Source organism: Streptomyces sp. NBC_00442, from assembly GCF_036014195.1.
In the GTDB taxonomy this organism is placed as follows: Bacteria; Actinomycetota; Actinomycetes; order Streptomycetales; family Streptomycetaceae; genus Streptomyces.
Window position 1 is genome coordinate 785,626 of the sequence record NZ_CP107918.1, and the last position, 14,907, is coordinate 800,532.

Consider the following 14,907-nt stretch of genomic DNA (forward strand, 5'->3'; position numbering starts at 1 on the left):
GGCCCGGCACGGGGCGGGCGGCACGTCGGCAGAGGCTATCGGATGCACGGAAGCGGGAATTCACTGGCCGTTCACGCCCGATGGGGCCCGTGGCCTCCCGGTGCGGGGCGCCGCGATCATCATGGTGGATCAAGGGCGCACCCCACAAACCGCGCGTGCGCGGTGCTCCGCCGCCGCCCGTGCCGGCCGGCCCCACGCGGGCGCGCGGCGATCCGTGCGACGCTCTGACCTGCGAGCATTTCCGCAGGTCAGAGCAGATGACAACGGTGTTCACTGCCGTGTTGCACATACCCCCTACCCGTAGTTCACTGGGCCCCTCGTAGAGACGTCGGGATTGATCGGGAACAGATCCGGGAGGGCCTTTCATGGGGGCTGGGCACGACCACGGACACACACACGGCGGGCCGCCGCCGACGGGCACCGCGGCCGCCGCCTACCGGGGACGGCTGCGCATCGCGCTCGGCATCACACTGACCGTGATGATCGTGGAGATCGTCGGCGGACTCCTCGCGGACTCCCTCGCCCTCGTCGCGGACGCGGCGCACATGGCGACGGACGGCCTCGGGCTCGCGATGGCGCTGCTCGCCATCCACTTCGCCAACCGCCCGGCCGCCGGCAACCGCACCTTCGGGTACGCCCGCGCCGAGATCCTCGCCGCGCTCGTCAACTGCATGCTGCTGCTCGGCGTCGGCGGCTACATCCTGTTCGAGGCGGTCGCACGGTTCGTCGAGCCGGCCGGCACCGCGGGCGGCACGGCCGTCGTCTTCGGGCTGATCGGCCTGGCCGCCAACTCGGTCTCGCTCTGCCTCCTGATGAAGGGGCAGCAGGAGAGCCTGAACGTGCGCGGCGCCTTCCTCGAAGTGCTCTCCGACGCGCTCGGCTCGGGCGCCGTGGTCGTGGCCGGTCTGGTCATCATGACCACCGGCTGGCAGGCCGCGGACCCGATCGCCTCCCTGGTGATCGGCGTGATGATCGTGCCCAGGACCGTCAAGCTGCTGCGCGAGACCCTCAACGTCCTGCTCGAATCGGCCCCCAAGGGGGTCGACATGGCGGAGGTGCGGTCGCACATCGTGGGGCTGCCGGGCGTCGAGGACGTACACGATCTGCACGCCTGGACGATCACGTCCGGGATGCCGGTGCTGTCGGCGCACGTGGTGGTCAGCCAGGAGATGCTCGACTCGGTGGGGCACGAGAAGCTGCTGCACGAGTTGCAGGGGTGCCTGGGCGACCATTTCGACGTCGAGCACTGCACCTTCCAGCTAGAACCGAGCGGGCACGCCGAGCACGAGGCGCGGCTCTGTCACTGATTCGGGTACCGATTCGGGTGCTCATTCGGGCACTGATTCGAGACGGTTCCGGCCGGGCCACATGGGGCATGACATGCGGATGCCGGTCAATGGCGGACAGACCGCTGTTGTACGGCAGACTGGGCAGCCGAGGACCGAAGCGAAGGATGGTTATGCCGAGCACACCAGCCACCACGGCGAACAACTCGTCGAACGGGACCGCGGGCGCCGCACCGGAGATCATGCTCGAACTCGTCGACGAGAACGGCAACACCATCGGAACCGCGGAGAAGCTCTCCGCCCACCAGGCGCCCGGACAGCTGCACCGGGCGTTTTCCGTTTTCCTCTTCGACTCCGCGGGCCGGCTCCTGATCCAGCGCCGGGCCCTCGGCAAGTACCACTCCCCCGGCGTCTGGTCCAACACCTGCTGCGGCCACCCCTACCCCGGCGAGTCCCCGTTCGCGGCGGCCGCCCGGCGCACCTACGAAGAGTTGGGCATCTCGCCGACGCTGCTCGCCGAGGCGGGCACGGTGCGCTACAACCACCCGGACCCGGATTCGGGTCTGGTCGAGCAGGAGTACAACCACCTGTTCGTGGGCCTCGCGCAGTCGCCGCTGCGGCCGGACCCGGAGGAGATCGGCGAGACCGCGTTCGTGACGCCCGAGGAACTGGCCGAGCGGCACGCGGCCGCCCCGTTCTCGGCGTGGTTCATGACGGTGCTCGACGCGGCGCGGCCCGCGGTGAAGGAGCTCACGGGGCCCGACGCGGGCTGGTGATCCCCGGCAGGGGGGCCAGCGGGAGTGCGGCCCACACGATCTTTCCGCCGCTCGCGGTCTGCTCGACGTCGCACACCCCGCCGGCCTCCTCGGTGATCTCCCGGACCAGGAGCAGCCCCCGGCCGCCGGTCTGGGCGTAGTCCGCCTCCAGGGCCTTGGGGCGGTAGGGGTGGTTGTCCTCCACGGACACCCGGATCCATTCCGCCCCGATGGCCACCTCGACGGCGACCTCCGGGGAGAGCAGGGCCGCGTGTCTGACCGCGTTGGTGACCAGCTCCGAGACGATGAGCAGCAGGCCCTGTACGAGGTCGTCGTGGGCCGGCACGCCCTGGCGCCGCAGCAGGTCGCGCACCGCGTGCCGGGCCTGCGGCACGGAGACGTCGACGGCGGGGGCGGTGAACCGCCACACGCCTTCGTACGCCTGCTGCCTGACCGGGGCGGCGGGTTCGGGCGGGAGGCTCCCGCGGATCTCCATGTTCTGGCACCCACCCTTGCGGCTCGACGGCACACCCCACTCCTGAAGAGTGTCGGGAGTGCGCTGGTCCGGACCGGCTGACTGAACAGAAGTCAGCATCTATCGCCGCTTTTTGATGAGCGATGAAAGAGAAGGTCACCTCTCCGGCGGGTTCTGATCCCTCTCTGACGGCTTTGCCATGGCTTGCGGGGGTGTCGGAGACATCGGAGGTGTGCTTTTCGCGGCCTCGGGCGAGGCCACCGCGTCGCTCACAAGAGTGACGATTCTGCGGCCGCCGACGCCGATCGCGATCAGCCCCAGGCCGTCGAAGAGCAGGGCCAGCGAGAAGAAACAGCCGATGACGTACCGGCTGTTGCTCGGCCAGTTCGCCAGCACCAGGATGCCCAGGAGCACACCGAACGCGCCCTGCACCAGCGTCCAGCCGAACTGCGGCCCGCGCACCACCACGCTGCCGGCCAGCCGGAAGACCCCGCCGGTCAGGAACAGCAGGGCGGCGAACATCGTGAGCGCCTCGGCGCTGCCCTCGGGGCGGCGGATGATGACGACTCCGGCGGCCAGGTTCAGCGCGGCGACCACGACCGCGAGCCAGAAGAAGCGCGAGCCGCGTGACTGGATCGCGTGGGCGAGACCGACGACACCGCCGATGAGCAGCAGCCAGCCGAAGAGCAGCATCGTGGTGAGGGTCGCGAATTCGGTGTAGGCGAGGCCCACGATGCCGGCCACGACCAGGACGGCTCCGAGCAGTGCGAGCACACCGAAGCTCCGGCTCAGTCTTCTGCCTTCGCGTCGGGCGTTCCGCTCGCCGCCTTCGCCTTCGACGTTCCGCGTGGGCTTGGCCATCAGCGTCTCCTCAGCGATCCGCGTGCGCCCCCCTTGCGATCATAGGCAGCGGGTACCCGGATAGCATCCGGCGCATGCAGCCGCAGCTACAGCAGAGCGTGAGCGAGGGCGTCGCCACCGTAGTCATCAGCAACCCCGCCAAGCGCAACGCGATGACCTCCGCGATGTGGCGCGCGCTTCCGCCGCTGCTCGACGCCCTGGCCACCGACCCGGGCGTACGGGCGCTGGTGCTGACCGGGGCGGGCGACACGTTCTGCGCCGGGGCGGACATCTCCTCGCTGCGCGAGCCCGGCGAGGATCCGAGGGCGCTCGCGGTCCGGGCCGAGGAGGCGCTGGCCGCCTTTCCCCGGCCGACGCTGGCCGTGGTGCGCGGCCACTGCGTGGGCGGCGGCAGCCAGCTGGCGGCCGCCTGCGATCTGCGGTTCGCGCGGCAGGGTGCGCTCTTCGGTGTGACGCCCGCCAAGCTCGGCATCGTCTACCCGGCCTCCTCCACCCGGCGCCTGGCTTCGCTCGTCGGGCCGGCGACCGCCAAGTACCTGTTGTTCTCAGGGGAGTTGATCGACAGCGAGCGGGCGCTGCGCACCGGTCTCGTGGACGAGGTGCTGCCCGAGGGGCGACTGGGCGAGCGGGTGGCCGAGTTCACCCGCCTGCTGGTGTCGCGCTCGCAGCTCACCCAGGCGGCGGCGAAGGAGTTCACGGGCGGCGTTGCCGGACGCGAGGAGTACTGGGCGGAGCAGGAGCTGGGCTGCGGCGACAGCGCGGAGGGAATCGCCGCCTTCCTGGAGCGCAGGCCCCCGCGGTTCGGCTGGCCGCTCAGTCCCGGGGGAACCCGTTCGACCTGAACTGCTCCACCAGGTCGGCGGGGGCCTTGAGGGGCGAGCCGGCGTCGTAGGGCGGCCGCGGGTCGTACTCGATGAGGAGCTGCACGGCCTGCGCGTACCGGTCCCCCGCGATCGCCCCGAGCAGCGTGAGCCCCATGTCGATGCCCGAGGAGACCCCGGCGGCGGTGACGTACTTGCGGTCCATGACGACCCGCTCCCCCGTCGTGTTCACCCCGAACGCGGCGAGCTGGTCGAGGGCGAGCCAGTGCGAGGTCGCCCTGCGCCCCTTGAGGAGTCCGGCCGCGCCGAGCAGCAGCGAGCCGGTGCACACCGAGGTGGTCCAGGTGGAGGCGACGTCGGCGGTGCGCAGCCAGTCCAGGAGCGGCCCGCCGTGCAGGTGCGGCTCGACGGCCCCGGGCGGGGCGCCCGGCACGACCACGATGTCGGGCCGCAGCACCTCGGCGAAGGCCTTCTCGGCGACGAGGGTCAGACTGCCGCTGTCGTTGCGGACCGGACCGGCCTCTTCGGCGACCAGCACCGTCTCGGCACCGGGAAGCCGGCTGAGGGTCTCGTACGGGCCCACCGCGTCCAGCGCGGTGAACCCGGGGTAGAGGACGACGGCGATCAGCATGGGCTGTCCTTCATCGAAAGGTCGCTGGGGGGGGCGGGCGAGCGCGGTCGTGGTGGTGGTGAGCGGTGGGGCCCGGGGGCGGGGCCTCCGCCGCGTGCCGGCGCGGGGCGTCACCGGGGTTACGTGATCTTCGGGCGGTGCGCCGCCCTGCGTCGCGTGGTGAAGCGCTGCGCGCTGATGCGCCCTGTTCGTGCCGCGGGCTGAAGCCGTTGCGCGCTGGGGCGTTGCGTCGTCGTGGAGGGGAGCAGGCGTCGCGGGGCATCCAGCGGAGGGAGGCGCCGGGCGGGGGCAGGGCGTCAGGCGGGGCAGGGCGCCAGGGGGGCGGAGCGTCAGGCGGGGGCGGGGCGGAAGCGGCGGCGGTACTCGGCCGGGGCGGTGCCCAGTGCCTTGACGAAGGCGCGCCGCATCGCCTCGGGGGTGCCGTAGCCGGCCGCACGGGAGACCTCCCGCACCCCGTCGGGGGTCTCCTCCAGAAGGCGCCGGGCGTGTTCGAGGCGGACCCGCTCGACGTAGCGGCCGGGAGTCGTGCCGGTCTCGGCGTGGAAGGCACGGGCGAAGTGACGCGGGGAGAGCCGGGCGCGCTGCGCGAGCGCCTCCACGGACAGGTCGCCGTCCGGGTGTTCGGTGATCCACTGCTGCAGTTCGCGCAGCGGCTCCCGCCGGGCCGTCTGCGCGGCGAGCTGCGCGCTGAACTGGGCCTGGTTGCCAGGTCTGCGCAGGAACACCACGAGGATGCGGGCGACGGCGAGGGCGGTGTCCCTGCCGTGGTCCTCCTCCACCAGGGCGAGGGCGAGGTCGATCCCCGCGGTGACCCCGGCCGAGGTGGCGATGCGGCCGTCCCGCACGAAGATCGGGTCCGCCTCGACCCGGACCGCGGGGTAGCGGCGGGCCATGTCGGCGCAGGACGCCCAGTGCGTGGTGGCCCGGTGCCCGTCGAGCAGCCCCGCCTCGGCGAGGAGCAGCGAACCCGAGCACACGGAGACCAGGCGCCCGGCGTCCGGCCCGTGCACCCGCAGCCAGTCGACGAGGCCCGGCGCGGGCCGGTGGGCACCGTCGCCGCCCGGGACGAGCAGGACGTCGTCGGCTCCCGCCTCCCCGAGCGCGCAGTCGGCCATGAGGCGCAGCCCGCTGTGCGAGGCGACGGGCGCCCCGTCGAGCGAGGCGAAACGCAGCCGGTAGGCGCCCGGGTCGCCCAGGACGCGGCCGACCATGGCGAACACCTCGGCGGGGCCGGTCACGTCGAGACTCTGGACGCCGTCGAAGAGGACCACGAGGACGGAGCGCTGCGTCATGCTCCCCATCCTTGGGCCCCACCGCGATGGCCGCAATGACAAGAATCCCACCTTTCCTGCCATCAGGACCCGGATACGACCTCCGCCACGCCCCCGAACAGGCCCGCAGCGAGTCCCGACACGCCGCCCGGCGCGAGCCGCGTCGTCGCACGCGGCCCACCCCTTCCCGACGTACCGACCAGTCGGTAACGTTCTGGCCATGAGCTCTCTCCCGCCCCGCGCCGCACGCCGCTGCAACAGCCCCGTCAACTCGCTGCACGCCACGATCTACTTCTCGCCCGACTTCACCCAGGAGCTCGCCGCACTCGGCATCGAGGACCGCGGCGCCGCCTACTTCGCCGGGCGTGCGGCCGCGATGGGAGCGGTGGGGCCGGGTGTCGTGGCCGCCACCTTCTACAACTTCAACCACGCTCTCATCGCCCGGCACCTGCCCGCCGTGTGGCGCACCGCCTCCCCCGAGGCCGTCCTGGCCGCCCGCCTGCGGGCGGTGGACAGCACGCTGCGCATGCTGCTCGGCGAGGAGACCTGCGCCTCCGAAGAGATGGCAGAGGCGGCCCGGCTCGCGCTGCGCGCCGCCGAGGGCTGCACCCGGCACGCCCGCCCGCTGTACGCGGCCCACGCCGACCTGCCCGTGCCCGAGCAGCCGCACCTCGCCTACTGGCACGCGGCGACGCTGCTGCGCGAGCACCGGGGTGACGGCCACCTCACCGCGCTGCTCGACCTCGGGCTCGACCCGCTGGAGGCGCTGGTCAGTCACACCGCTACCGGCAAGGGCATGGCGCCGCGCTGGGTGTTCGCCACGCGCGGCTGGCAGGAGACGGAGTGGGACGCGGCCGCCGCGCGGCTGCGCGAGCGCGGACTGCTGGATACCGAAGGCGAGTTGACCGAGGCCGGGGTGGCGCTCCGCGCCGACCTCGAAGACCGCACCGACCGGCTCGACCTCGCCCCCTACGAACTCCTCGGTGAGCGGGACGTGGCCCGGCTCACCGAACTCGCCAAGGGATTCCTGGTGACGGCGGCCCTGGCAGGCGGCTTCCCGGCCGACCTCGTCGGCAAGGGCTGATCGGCGATTACCGTCGCCGCCTGCCACAATGGCGCCTCAGGCTCAGCGAGAAGGCGGTACGGCAACGTGACGACGTCCATCGAAAGCAGGATCGCCGAGGAACTCGGCGTACGGGAGCGGCAGGTGAAGGCCGCCGTCGAGCTGCTCGACGGCGGATCCACCGTCCCGTTCATCGCTCGCTACCGCAAGGAAGCGACCGAGATGCTGGACGACGCCCAGCTGCGCGCCCTCGAAGAGCGGCTGCGCTACCTGCGGGAGCTGGAGGACCGGCGCGCCGCCGTCCTCGACTCCGTACGGGAGCAGGGCAAGCTCACCGACGCGCTCGAAGCGCAGATCCGGGGCGCCGACACCAAGGCCCGCCTGGAGGACATCTACCTGCCCTTCAAGCCCAAGCGGCGCACCAAGGCGCAGATCGCCCGCGAGGCGGGTCTCGAACCGCTCGCCGACGGCCTCCTGGGCGACCCGTCGGTGGACCCGCTCGTGGCGGCCGCCGCGTTCGTGGACGGCGAGAAGGGCGTCGCCGACGCGGCGGCGGCCCTGGAGGGTGCCCGCGCGATCCTCGCCGAGCGGTTCTCGGAGGACGCCGACCTGACCGGCGAGCTCCGCGAACGCATGTGGACCAGGGGCCGGCTCGCGGCGAAGGTGCGCGAGGGCAAGGAGGAGGCGGGCGCCAAGTTCGCCGACTACTTCGACTTCACCGAGCCGTTCACAGCCCTCCCCTCGCACCGGATCCTCGCGATGCTGCGCGGCGAGAAGGAGGACGTCCTCGACCTCGTCCTGGAGCCCGAGGAGCCGTCGGCCGAGCCCGGCCCTTCGGCGTACGAGAACATGGTGGCGCGCCGCTTCGGCGTCGCCGACCGCGGCCGGCCCGGCGACAAGTGGCTTGCCGACACGGTGCGTTGGGCCTGGCGCACCCGCATCCTGGTGCACCTCGGCATCGACCTGCGGCTGCGCCTTCGCACCGCAGCCGAGGACGAGGCGGTCCGCGTCTTCGCCTCCAACCTGCGCGACCTGCTGCTCGCCGCCCCTGCCGGCACCCGCGCCACACTGGGCCTCGATCCGGGCTTCCGCACGGGCGTGAAGGTGGCGGTGGTGGACGCGACCGGCAAGGCCGTGGCCACCGACGTCATCCACCCGCACGTCCCGGCCAACAAGTGGGACCAGGCACTGGCGAAGCTGGCCGCGCTCTGTCAGGAGCACGCGGTCGAACTGATCGCCATCGGCAACGGCACCGCCTCCCGCGAGACGGACAAGCTCGCCGGTGAACTCATCGCCAAGCACCCGGAGTTGAAGCTCGCGAAGGTGATGGTGTCGGAGGCGGGCGCTTCGGTGTACTCGGCTTCGGCCTTCGCCTCGCAGGAGTTCCCCGACATGGACGTGTCGCTGCGCGGCGCGGTATCCATCGCCCGGCGCCTGCAGGACCCGCTCGCCGAGCTGGTGAAGATCGACCCGAAGTCGATCGGCGTCGGCCAGTACCAGCACGACCTGTCCGAGGTGAAGCTGTCGCGCTCGCTCGACGCGGTGGTCGAGGACTGTGTGAACGGTGTGGGTGTCGACGTCAACACCGCGTCCGTGCCGCTGCTTTCGCGGGTGTCCGGCATCGGCTCGACGCTCGCCGAGAACATCGTGGCGCACCGCGACAACAACGGCCCGTTCCGCTCCCGCCGGGCGCTCAAGGACGTGGCGCGGCTCGGCCCGAAGGCGTACGAGCAGTGCGCGGGCTTCCTGCGGATCCGCGACGGCGACGACCCGCTTGACGCCTCCAGCGTGCACCCCGAGGCGTATCCGGTGGTGCGGCGGATGGTGAAGACCGCGGGCAGCGAGGTCGCGTCGCTCGTCGGCAACACCGGGGTGCTGCGCTCGCTGCGCCCCGACGACTTCGTGGACGACACCTTCGGCCTGCCCACGGTCACCGACATCCTGCGCGAGCTGGAGAAGCCGGGCCGCGACCCGCGTCCGGCGTTCAGGACCGCCACCTTCAAGGAGGGCGTCGAGAAGATCGGCGACCTGGCGCCCGGGATGGTGCTCGAAGGGGTGGTCACCAATGTGGCGGCGTTCGGGGCGTTCATCGACATCGGTGTGCACCAGGACGGGCTCGCCCACGTCTCGGCGCTCTCGAAGACGTTCGTGAAGGACCCGCGGGACGTGGTGAAGCCCGGCGACATCGTCAAGGTGAAGATCCTCGACGTGGACGTGCCGCGCAAGCGGATCTCGCTGACACTCCGGCTCGACGACGACGCGTCCGCGCCGGGCGGCGCGCCCCAGCGCGAGCGGGGCGAACGCGGCGGCCAGGGGCAGGGCGGCCGGCCCCCTCGCCAGCGGCAAGGCCAGGGCCAGGCGCAGGGTGCGGGCCAGAATCGGAGCCAGGGCCAGGCCCAGCGACGTGCGAGTGACGGCGAGAGCCGCGGCGGCGGCCGTCAGGGCGGCGGCCAGGGCCGCGGCTCGGCGCCCGCGCCGGCGAACAGCGCGATGGCGGACGCGCTGCGCAAGGCCGGCCTCGTCGACCCCAAGGGCCGCGGCGGGCGCTGAGCCAGGCTGGGCAGCTGAGCCCGGAGGACGCCGAGGGGCGGGCGTACGTCAACTGACGTACGCCCGCCCCTCGTTACGCGTCCGGCGGCCCGCCACCACCCGCGCTCGGTGAGCCGTCCGTACTCGGTGAGCCGTCCGTACTCGGTGAGCCGTCCGTACTCGGTGAGCCGTCCGTACTCGGTGAGCGGTCAGTGCTCGGTGAGCTTTCCGTCCGCGACTTCCAGGCGGCGGGTGGTGGTGACGGCGTCCAGCATCCTGCGGTCGTGGGTGACCAGGAGCAGGGTGCCGGTGTAGGAGTCGAGCGCCGACTCCAGCTGTTCGATGGCGGGCAGGTCCAGGTGGTTGGTCGGCTCGTCGAGGACGAGGAGGTTGACGCCCCGGCCCTGGAGCAGGGCGAGGGCCGCGCGGGTGCGTTCGCCCGGTGAGAGCGATCCGGCCGGACGGAGCACGTGGTGCGCCTTGAGGCCGAACTTGGCGAGCAGGGTGCGGACCTCCGCGGGCTCCGTGTCGGGGACCGCGGCGCAGAACGCGTCGAGCAGTGCGTCGTCGCCGAGGAACAGTCCGCGCGCCTGGTCGACCTCGCCGACGACGACGCCCGAGCCGAGCGTGGCGTGGCCGGCGTCGAGGGGCAGCCGGCCGAGGAGGGCGGCGAGCAGGGTGGATTTGCCGGAGCCGTTGGCGCCGGTGATGGCCACGCGGTCGGCCCAGTCGATCTGGAGCGAGACCGGCCCGAAGGTGAAGGCTTCGCGGTGCACCTCGGCGTCGCGCAGGCTGGCGACGACGGCGCCGGAGCGGGGCGCGGAGGCGATCTCCATCCGCAGTTCCCACTCCTTGCGGGGCTCGTCCACCACGTCGAGGCGCTCGATCATGCGCTGCGTCTGGCGGGCCTTGGACGCCTGCTTCTCGCTGGACTCGCTGCGGAACTTCTTTCCGAGCTTGTCGCTGTCGGTCGCCTTGCGGCGGGCGTTCTTGACGCCCTTGTCCATCCAGGAACGCTGCATCTGGGCGCGGCCTTCGAGCGCGGAGCGCTTGTCGGCGTACTCCTCGAAGTCGTCCCGCGCGTGACGCCGTGCGGTGGCGCGCTCTTCCAGGTAGGCCTCGTAGCCGCCGCCGTACAGGTTGATCTGCTGCTGGGCGAGGTCGAGTTCGAGGACCTTGGTGACGGTGCGGGCGAGGAACTCGCGGTCGTGGCTGACGACGACCGTGCCGGCCCGCAGTCCCTTCACGAACGCTTCGAGCCGCTCAAGCCCGTCCAGGTCGAGGTCGTTGGTGGGCTCGTCGAGCAGGAAGACGTCGTAGCGGGACAGGAGCAGCGAGGCGAGGCCCGCGCGGGCTGCCTGGCCGCCGGAGAGCGCGGTCATCGGCTGGTCGAGGCCGGTGGTGAGGCCGAGCGAGGCGGCGACCTCCTCGGCCCGCTCGTCCAGGTCGGCGCCGCCCAGTGCGAGCCAGCGCTCCAGGCTGTCGGCGTAGGCGTCGTCGGCGCCGGGGGCCCCGTCGACCAGGGCCTGTGTCGCGATGTCCATCGTTTCCTGGGCCGCGGCGACACCGGTGCGCCGCGCGAGGAAGGCGCGGATCGTCTCGCCGGGGCGCCGGTCGGGCTCCTGCGGGAGATGACCGACGCTCGCGCCGGGCGGGGAGAGCCGCAGCTCGCCCTCCTCGGGGGCGTCGAGCCCTGCGAGCAGGCGCAGCAGCGAGGACTTGCCTGCTCCGTTGGGTCCGACGAGGCCGATGACGTCGCCGGGGGCGACCACCAGGTCGAGCCCGGCGAACAGGGTGCGGTCGCCGTGGCCGGCGGCGAGATCCTTGGCGACGAGAGTTGCAGTCATGAGGTGACCGATCCTAATCCGTCCCCCGGCCGCCCCGGATCCCCGGCCGCCGCACGCTCCCCCGGCCGCGGTCCCGGCCCCGTTCACCGACGTACCCGGAACGCGGGCCCGTGGCCAAAACCGGGCGGATGATTCCGGGCACGATGGGAGACTCCTCGCTACGGGACGTCGCCGCGGACCCGACCGGGGGCCTGCGGGCAGGCGCCCCGGCGCGGAGGCGGACCCGGCCGCCGCATCCGCCCGCCCGCTCCCCCGGAGGTTCCCCCGCCATGCACCCTGCCGCGCCGTCCAGCTGGCTCATCGCCGGGAAGCCGCGCCCCGGCGCCCCCAAGCTCTACTGCTTCGCGCACGCGGGCGGCTCGGCCACCGAGTTCCTGCGCTGGGGCCGCGACATGCCGGACGCGGAGTTCCAGGCCGTGCAACTGCCCGGCCGCGGTTCACGGTACGGACAGCCGATGTTCGCCTCGATGCGGGAGCTGGTCGCGGCGTTCCTCGACGAGGTGCCCCTGAGCCCGGAGCCGTACGCCTTCTTCGGGCACAGCCTGGGCTCCCTCGTCGCCTACGAGGTCACGCGCGCCCTGCGTGACGCGGGCAGGCCGCTGCCCGCGCGGCTGATCGTCTCCGCCCTTCCCGCGCCGCACCACCGTCACGCACGCGCCGCGGACCCGCTGCACCGGCTGTCCGACGACGACCTCATCGAGCGGGTCGCCACGATCCACGGCGGCATACCGCAGGAGGTCCTGGACAGCCCCGAGCTGCGGGAGCTGGTCGTCGACGCGCTGCGGGACGACTACCGCGTCCTGGAGACGTACACGTGGCGCGAGGCCGAGCCGCTGCCCGTGCCCATCACGGTGTTCGGCGGCCGCGCCGACCACGCGCGCGAGCTCCTGGACGACTGGGGAAGCCACACCGCCCGGGAATTGACGGTGCGTCAATTCCCGGGCGGGCACTTCTACTTGCGTGAGCATCCCGGCCCCGTGCTGGCGGCCCTCGCGGAGGCGCTGTCCGGGGTGAGCACCCCGGCGGGCGGCCTGACGCACTGAGACGCCGGGCCGCTCCGTCAGTGCCGGACGTCTCCGGGGAGCCGCTGGGTCATCCGCGGAACCGGCACCCCCTTCGGTGCCACCAGGCTCGGCGCGCCGCCCGGCGCGCCCGTGCCGGCGGTGGCGCGGGCGAACGCTCCGGCGCCGCCGACGAACGGCACCCGGGCACCCGAGCGCGTCAGGTCGAGCGCGAGCGTGGGCCTGCTCGCCGGCGGGTCGATGAGGCCGTTGTCGGTACCGGCGACGATCAGCGCGAGCCGGTGCCCGGCAGGCACCACGTGGTCGGTGGCCGCCAGGTCGAGGGTGATGGTGTACGGCTTGCCGGGGGTCAGCGGCACGCCCTTGCGGTCGGAGGCGTAATTGCCGAGATCGGCCCATCCGCGACTGAAGACGGTGGAGCCGACGTCGGTCTTGTCCGCCGACGTGGTCAGGTAGCAGGGACTGTCCCCGGTGGTGCTCGCACCCCAGCAGGTGCGGTCGGTGCCGGTGAGAATGCCCTCACCCGCCCCCGCGTAGTTGCGGATCGTGTCGGGCCCGAGGTCCACGAGGACCGCGGAGAGATGGGCGCTGCTCGTGGACGGTGTCGCGGTGACGGTGACCTTGGACGAGCCGGACACCCGCAGGTCCTTGGTGAGCGGCTTGGTGGTGAAACCCGCCTTGTCGGGCGTCGACTTGTCGATGTCGGCCGCCCAGCTGGTCTCGTCGAGGGCCGGGTTGTCGGTGAACGTGGCCGTCGACGCCGCGGGCGCCCGGCCCAGCGAGAGCGCTCCGACGCCCGGCACGGCACCGTTCACGGGATGCACGGTGGCGGCCGCGGTGCCGGACGGGGGCCACACCCGGTCGGTGGTCCACTGGTCGGGGTGGCGCTCGATGTCGGCCATGGGCCGGCGCTCGATGCCGTTGTCGTAGCCGAGCAGGTAGTGGTCGAACCACTGGTGGAGGACCGGCACCCAGTCGGCACGCCGGTAGTCGAACGGGTCCACGTGACCGGTCTGCGACAGCCAGATCTTGCGCTCGACGCCGTTCGCGGCGAGCGCGTCCCACCACTGGCCGAAGTTCTTGGTGCGGACGTTGAGGTCCTGCATGCCGTGCACGACGAAGACGCTGGCCTTGACCTTGTCGGCGCGCAGCACGTAGTCCCGGTCGTTCCACAGCTTCGTCCAGTCGCCGCTGCGGGGCGATCCGGCGACGATCTTCTGCTGCTCCGCGGCGCAGTGCGCCTGCGCGTCCGGGCTCTCCACCGCGTCGGCCAGGTCGGCGGGACCGCCGTCGTACAGCGGGGCGCCCTTGGCGAAGTAGTAGTCGTACCAGGAGGAGATGGCACTGATCGGCACGATCGTCCTGAGGCCCTCGACGCCGGTGGCGGCGACGCCGTTGGCTATGGTGCCGTCCCAGCTCTTGCCGATCATGCCGGTGCGGCCGTTGGTCCACCCGGCCGTGGCCCGCGTCCCGCCGGTCCGGGTCGTGTAGGCGCGGGCCCGGCCGTTGAGCCAGTCGACGACCGCCTTGGCGGACAGCACGTCGGAGGGACCGCCGACATCGACACAGCCGTCCGAACGGTTGGTTCCGGCCAGGTCCACGCCCACGAAGGCGTAGCCGCGCGGCACGAAGTAGTTGTCGTAGAACAGCGGCATCTGCACGACATCGCCGTTGGCGTCGTACGTCTTGAGCTGGCTCTCGTTGCCGCGTCCGCAGCACGAGTAGTACGGGCTCGCATCCATGATGACCGGTATCTTCCGGCCCTGTTGCGCGGGTTCGCGCGGGCGGACGATGTCGACCGCGACGCGGTCGCCCCTGCCGTCACCGTCGGTGTCCAGACCGGTGTCGACCCAGACGGCCTCGCGTATCGCGTTCTCGTACGAATAGACGGGCCGGCTCTCCTTCGCCCGAGCGGCCTGCGAGCCCGGCGGGATGGCCTGAGCTCCCGCCGGGGTGGCCTGGGCTCCCGCCGGGGCGAGAAGCACCGCCGCCAGGGCGGCCACGGCCGCGAGGACGAGGGCCCCGAGAGACCTGCCGGACCTGGCGGACCTGGCGAACCCGGCGGGCCCGTGGGACCTGCGCAACCGGAACGGCCTCGGCGATCTGGACCTGGGGCGGATGAACCGCTCATGTATCGGCATGGGCGGAAGGTACTCCCGTCAACTCCCGTGCAAAAGGGGGCAGTAGAGGGGGCGAAGGGGGGCCGGAGCGAACCGGGCCGCTCCGGCCGAGATGTCGGCCGAATGGCGATCGTGTGACAGCAGGGGCCATGGACATGACTAGGGCGGCAGGGGCTGAATAAGGTCCGAAGAGATCGTTCACCATCGTTCACCCCACGACGACACT

At 72.3% G+C, this 14,907-nt stretch carries 12 protein-coding genes; 6 read left to right on the plus strand and 6 right to left on the minus strand.

From position 1 onward, the window contains the following. The first annotated feature begins 365 nt into the window (after positions 1–365). Positions 366–1,307 (plus strand): cation diffusion facilitator family transporter, encoded by a 942-nt coding sequence (locus OG432_RS03620; RefSeq protein ID WP_328307621.1) that lies wholly within the window; start codon positions 366–368, stop codon positions 1,305–1,307. A 152-nt stretch (positions 1,308–1,459) separates the two neighbouring features. After that, a complete protein-coding gene (gene idi, locus OG432_RS03625) occupies positions 1,460–2,062 on the plus strand; it encodes an isopentenyl-diphosphate Delta-isomerase (protein ID WP_328307623.1) in 603 nt (200 codons plus the stop codon). On the opposite strand, the gene OG432_RS03630 is transcribed toward idi, so the two are convergent. Together OG432_RS03630 and OG432_RS03635 are read right to left on the minus strand one after the other, a co-directional pair. Further along, positions 2,037–2,537 carry an ATP-binding protein gene (locus OG432_RS03630; RefSeq protein WP_328307625.1) on the minus strand — a complete coding sequence of 167 codons (501 nt, stop codon included), beginning with the start codon at positions 2,535–2,537 and terminating at the stop codon, positions 2,037–2,039. The two genes, idi and OG432_RS03630, sit on opposite strands and share 26 nt — an antisense overlap. Positions 2,538–2,672: 135 nt before the next feature. Further along, complete coding sequence (locus tag OG432_RS03635; protein ID WP_328307627.1) at positions 2,673–3,377, minus strand: HdeD family acid-resistance protein; 705 nt, start codon at positions 3,375–3,377, stop codon at positions 2,673–2,675. 74 nt (positions 3,378–3,451) lie between these two features. On the opposite strand from OG432_RS03635, the gene OG432_RS03640 reads away from it, so the two are divergent. Beyond that, positions 3,452–4,219, plus strand: a complete 768-nt coding sequence (locus OG432_RS03640) for an enoyl-CoA hydratase/isomerase family protein (RefSeq protein ID WP_328307629.1) — start codon at positions 3,452–3,454, stop codon at positions 4,217–4,219. Here the strand turns inward: OG432_RS03640 and OG432_RS03645 are convergent. Together OG432_RS03645 and OG432_RS03650 are read right to left on the minus strand one after the other, a co-directional pair. Continuing rightward, positions 4,191–4,829, minus strand: coding sequence for a DJ-1/PfpI family protein (locus tag OG432_RS03645; protein ID WP_328307631.1), 639 nt, complete (start codon positions 4,827–4,829; stop codon positions 4,191–4,193). The genes OG432_RS03640 and OG432_RS03645 overlap by 29 nt on opposite strands. Positions 4,830–5,158: 329 nt before the next feature. Continuing rightward, positions 5,159–6,121 (minus strand): GlxA family transcriptional regulator, encoded by a 963-nt coding sequence (locus tag OG432_RS03650; RefSeq protein WP_328307633.1) that lies wholly within the window; start codon positions 6,119–6,121, stop codon positions 5,159–5,161. A 199-nt stretch (positions 6,122–6,320) separates the two neighbouring features. On the opposite strand from OG432_RS03650, the gene OG432_RS03655 reads away from it, so the two are divergent. Next, complete coding sequence (locus tag OG432_RS03655; RefSeq protein WP_328307634.1) at positions 6,321–7,184, plus strand: SCO6745 family protein; 864 nt, start codon at positions 6,321–6,323, stop codon at positions 7,182–7,184. A 66-nt stretch (positions 7,185–7,250) separates the two neighbouring features. Next, positions 7,251–9,713 carry a Tex family protein gene (locus tag OG432_RS03660; protein ID WP_328307636.1) on the plus strand — a complete coding sequence of 821 codons (2,463 nt, stop codon included), beginning with the start codon at positions 7,251–7,253 and terminating at the stop codon, positions 9,711–9,713. A gap of 188 nt (positions 9,714–9,901) precedes the next feature. Here OG432_RS03660 and OG432_RS03665 read toward each other — a convergent pair whose 3' ends face one another. Continuing rightward, positions 9,902–11,539, minus strand: a complete 1,638-nt coding sequence (locus tag OG432_RS03665; protein WP_328307638.1) for an ABC-F family ATP-binding cassette domain-containing protein — start codon at positions 11,537–11,539, stop codon at positions 9,902–9,904. 269 nt (positions 11,540–11,808) lie between these two features. On the opposite strand from OG432_RS03665, the gene OG432_RS03670 reads away from it, so the two are divergent. Beyond that, complete coding sequence (locus OG432_RS03670) at positions 11,809–12,582, plus strand: thioesterase II family protein (protein WP_328307640.1); 774 nt, start codon at positions 11,809–11,811, stop codon at positions 12,580–12,582. A gap of 17 nt (positions 12,583–12,599) precedes the next feature. On the opposite strand, the gene OG432_RS03675 is transcribed toward OG432_RS03670, so the two are convergent. After that, positions 12,600–14,702, minus strand: a complete 2,103-nt coding sequence (locus OG432_RS03675; protein WP_328307642.1) for a Xaa-Pro dipeptidyl-peptidase — start codon at positions 14,700–14,702, stop codon at positions 12,600–12,602. Positions 14,703–14,907 lie beyond the last annotated feature (205 nt).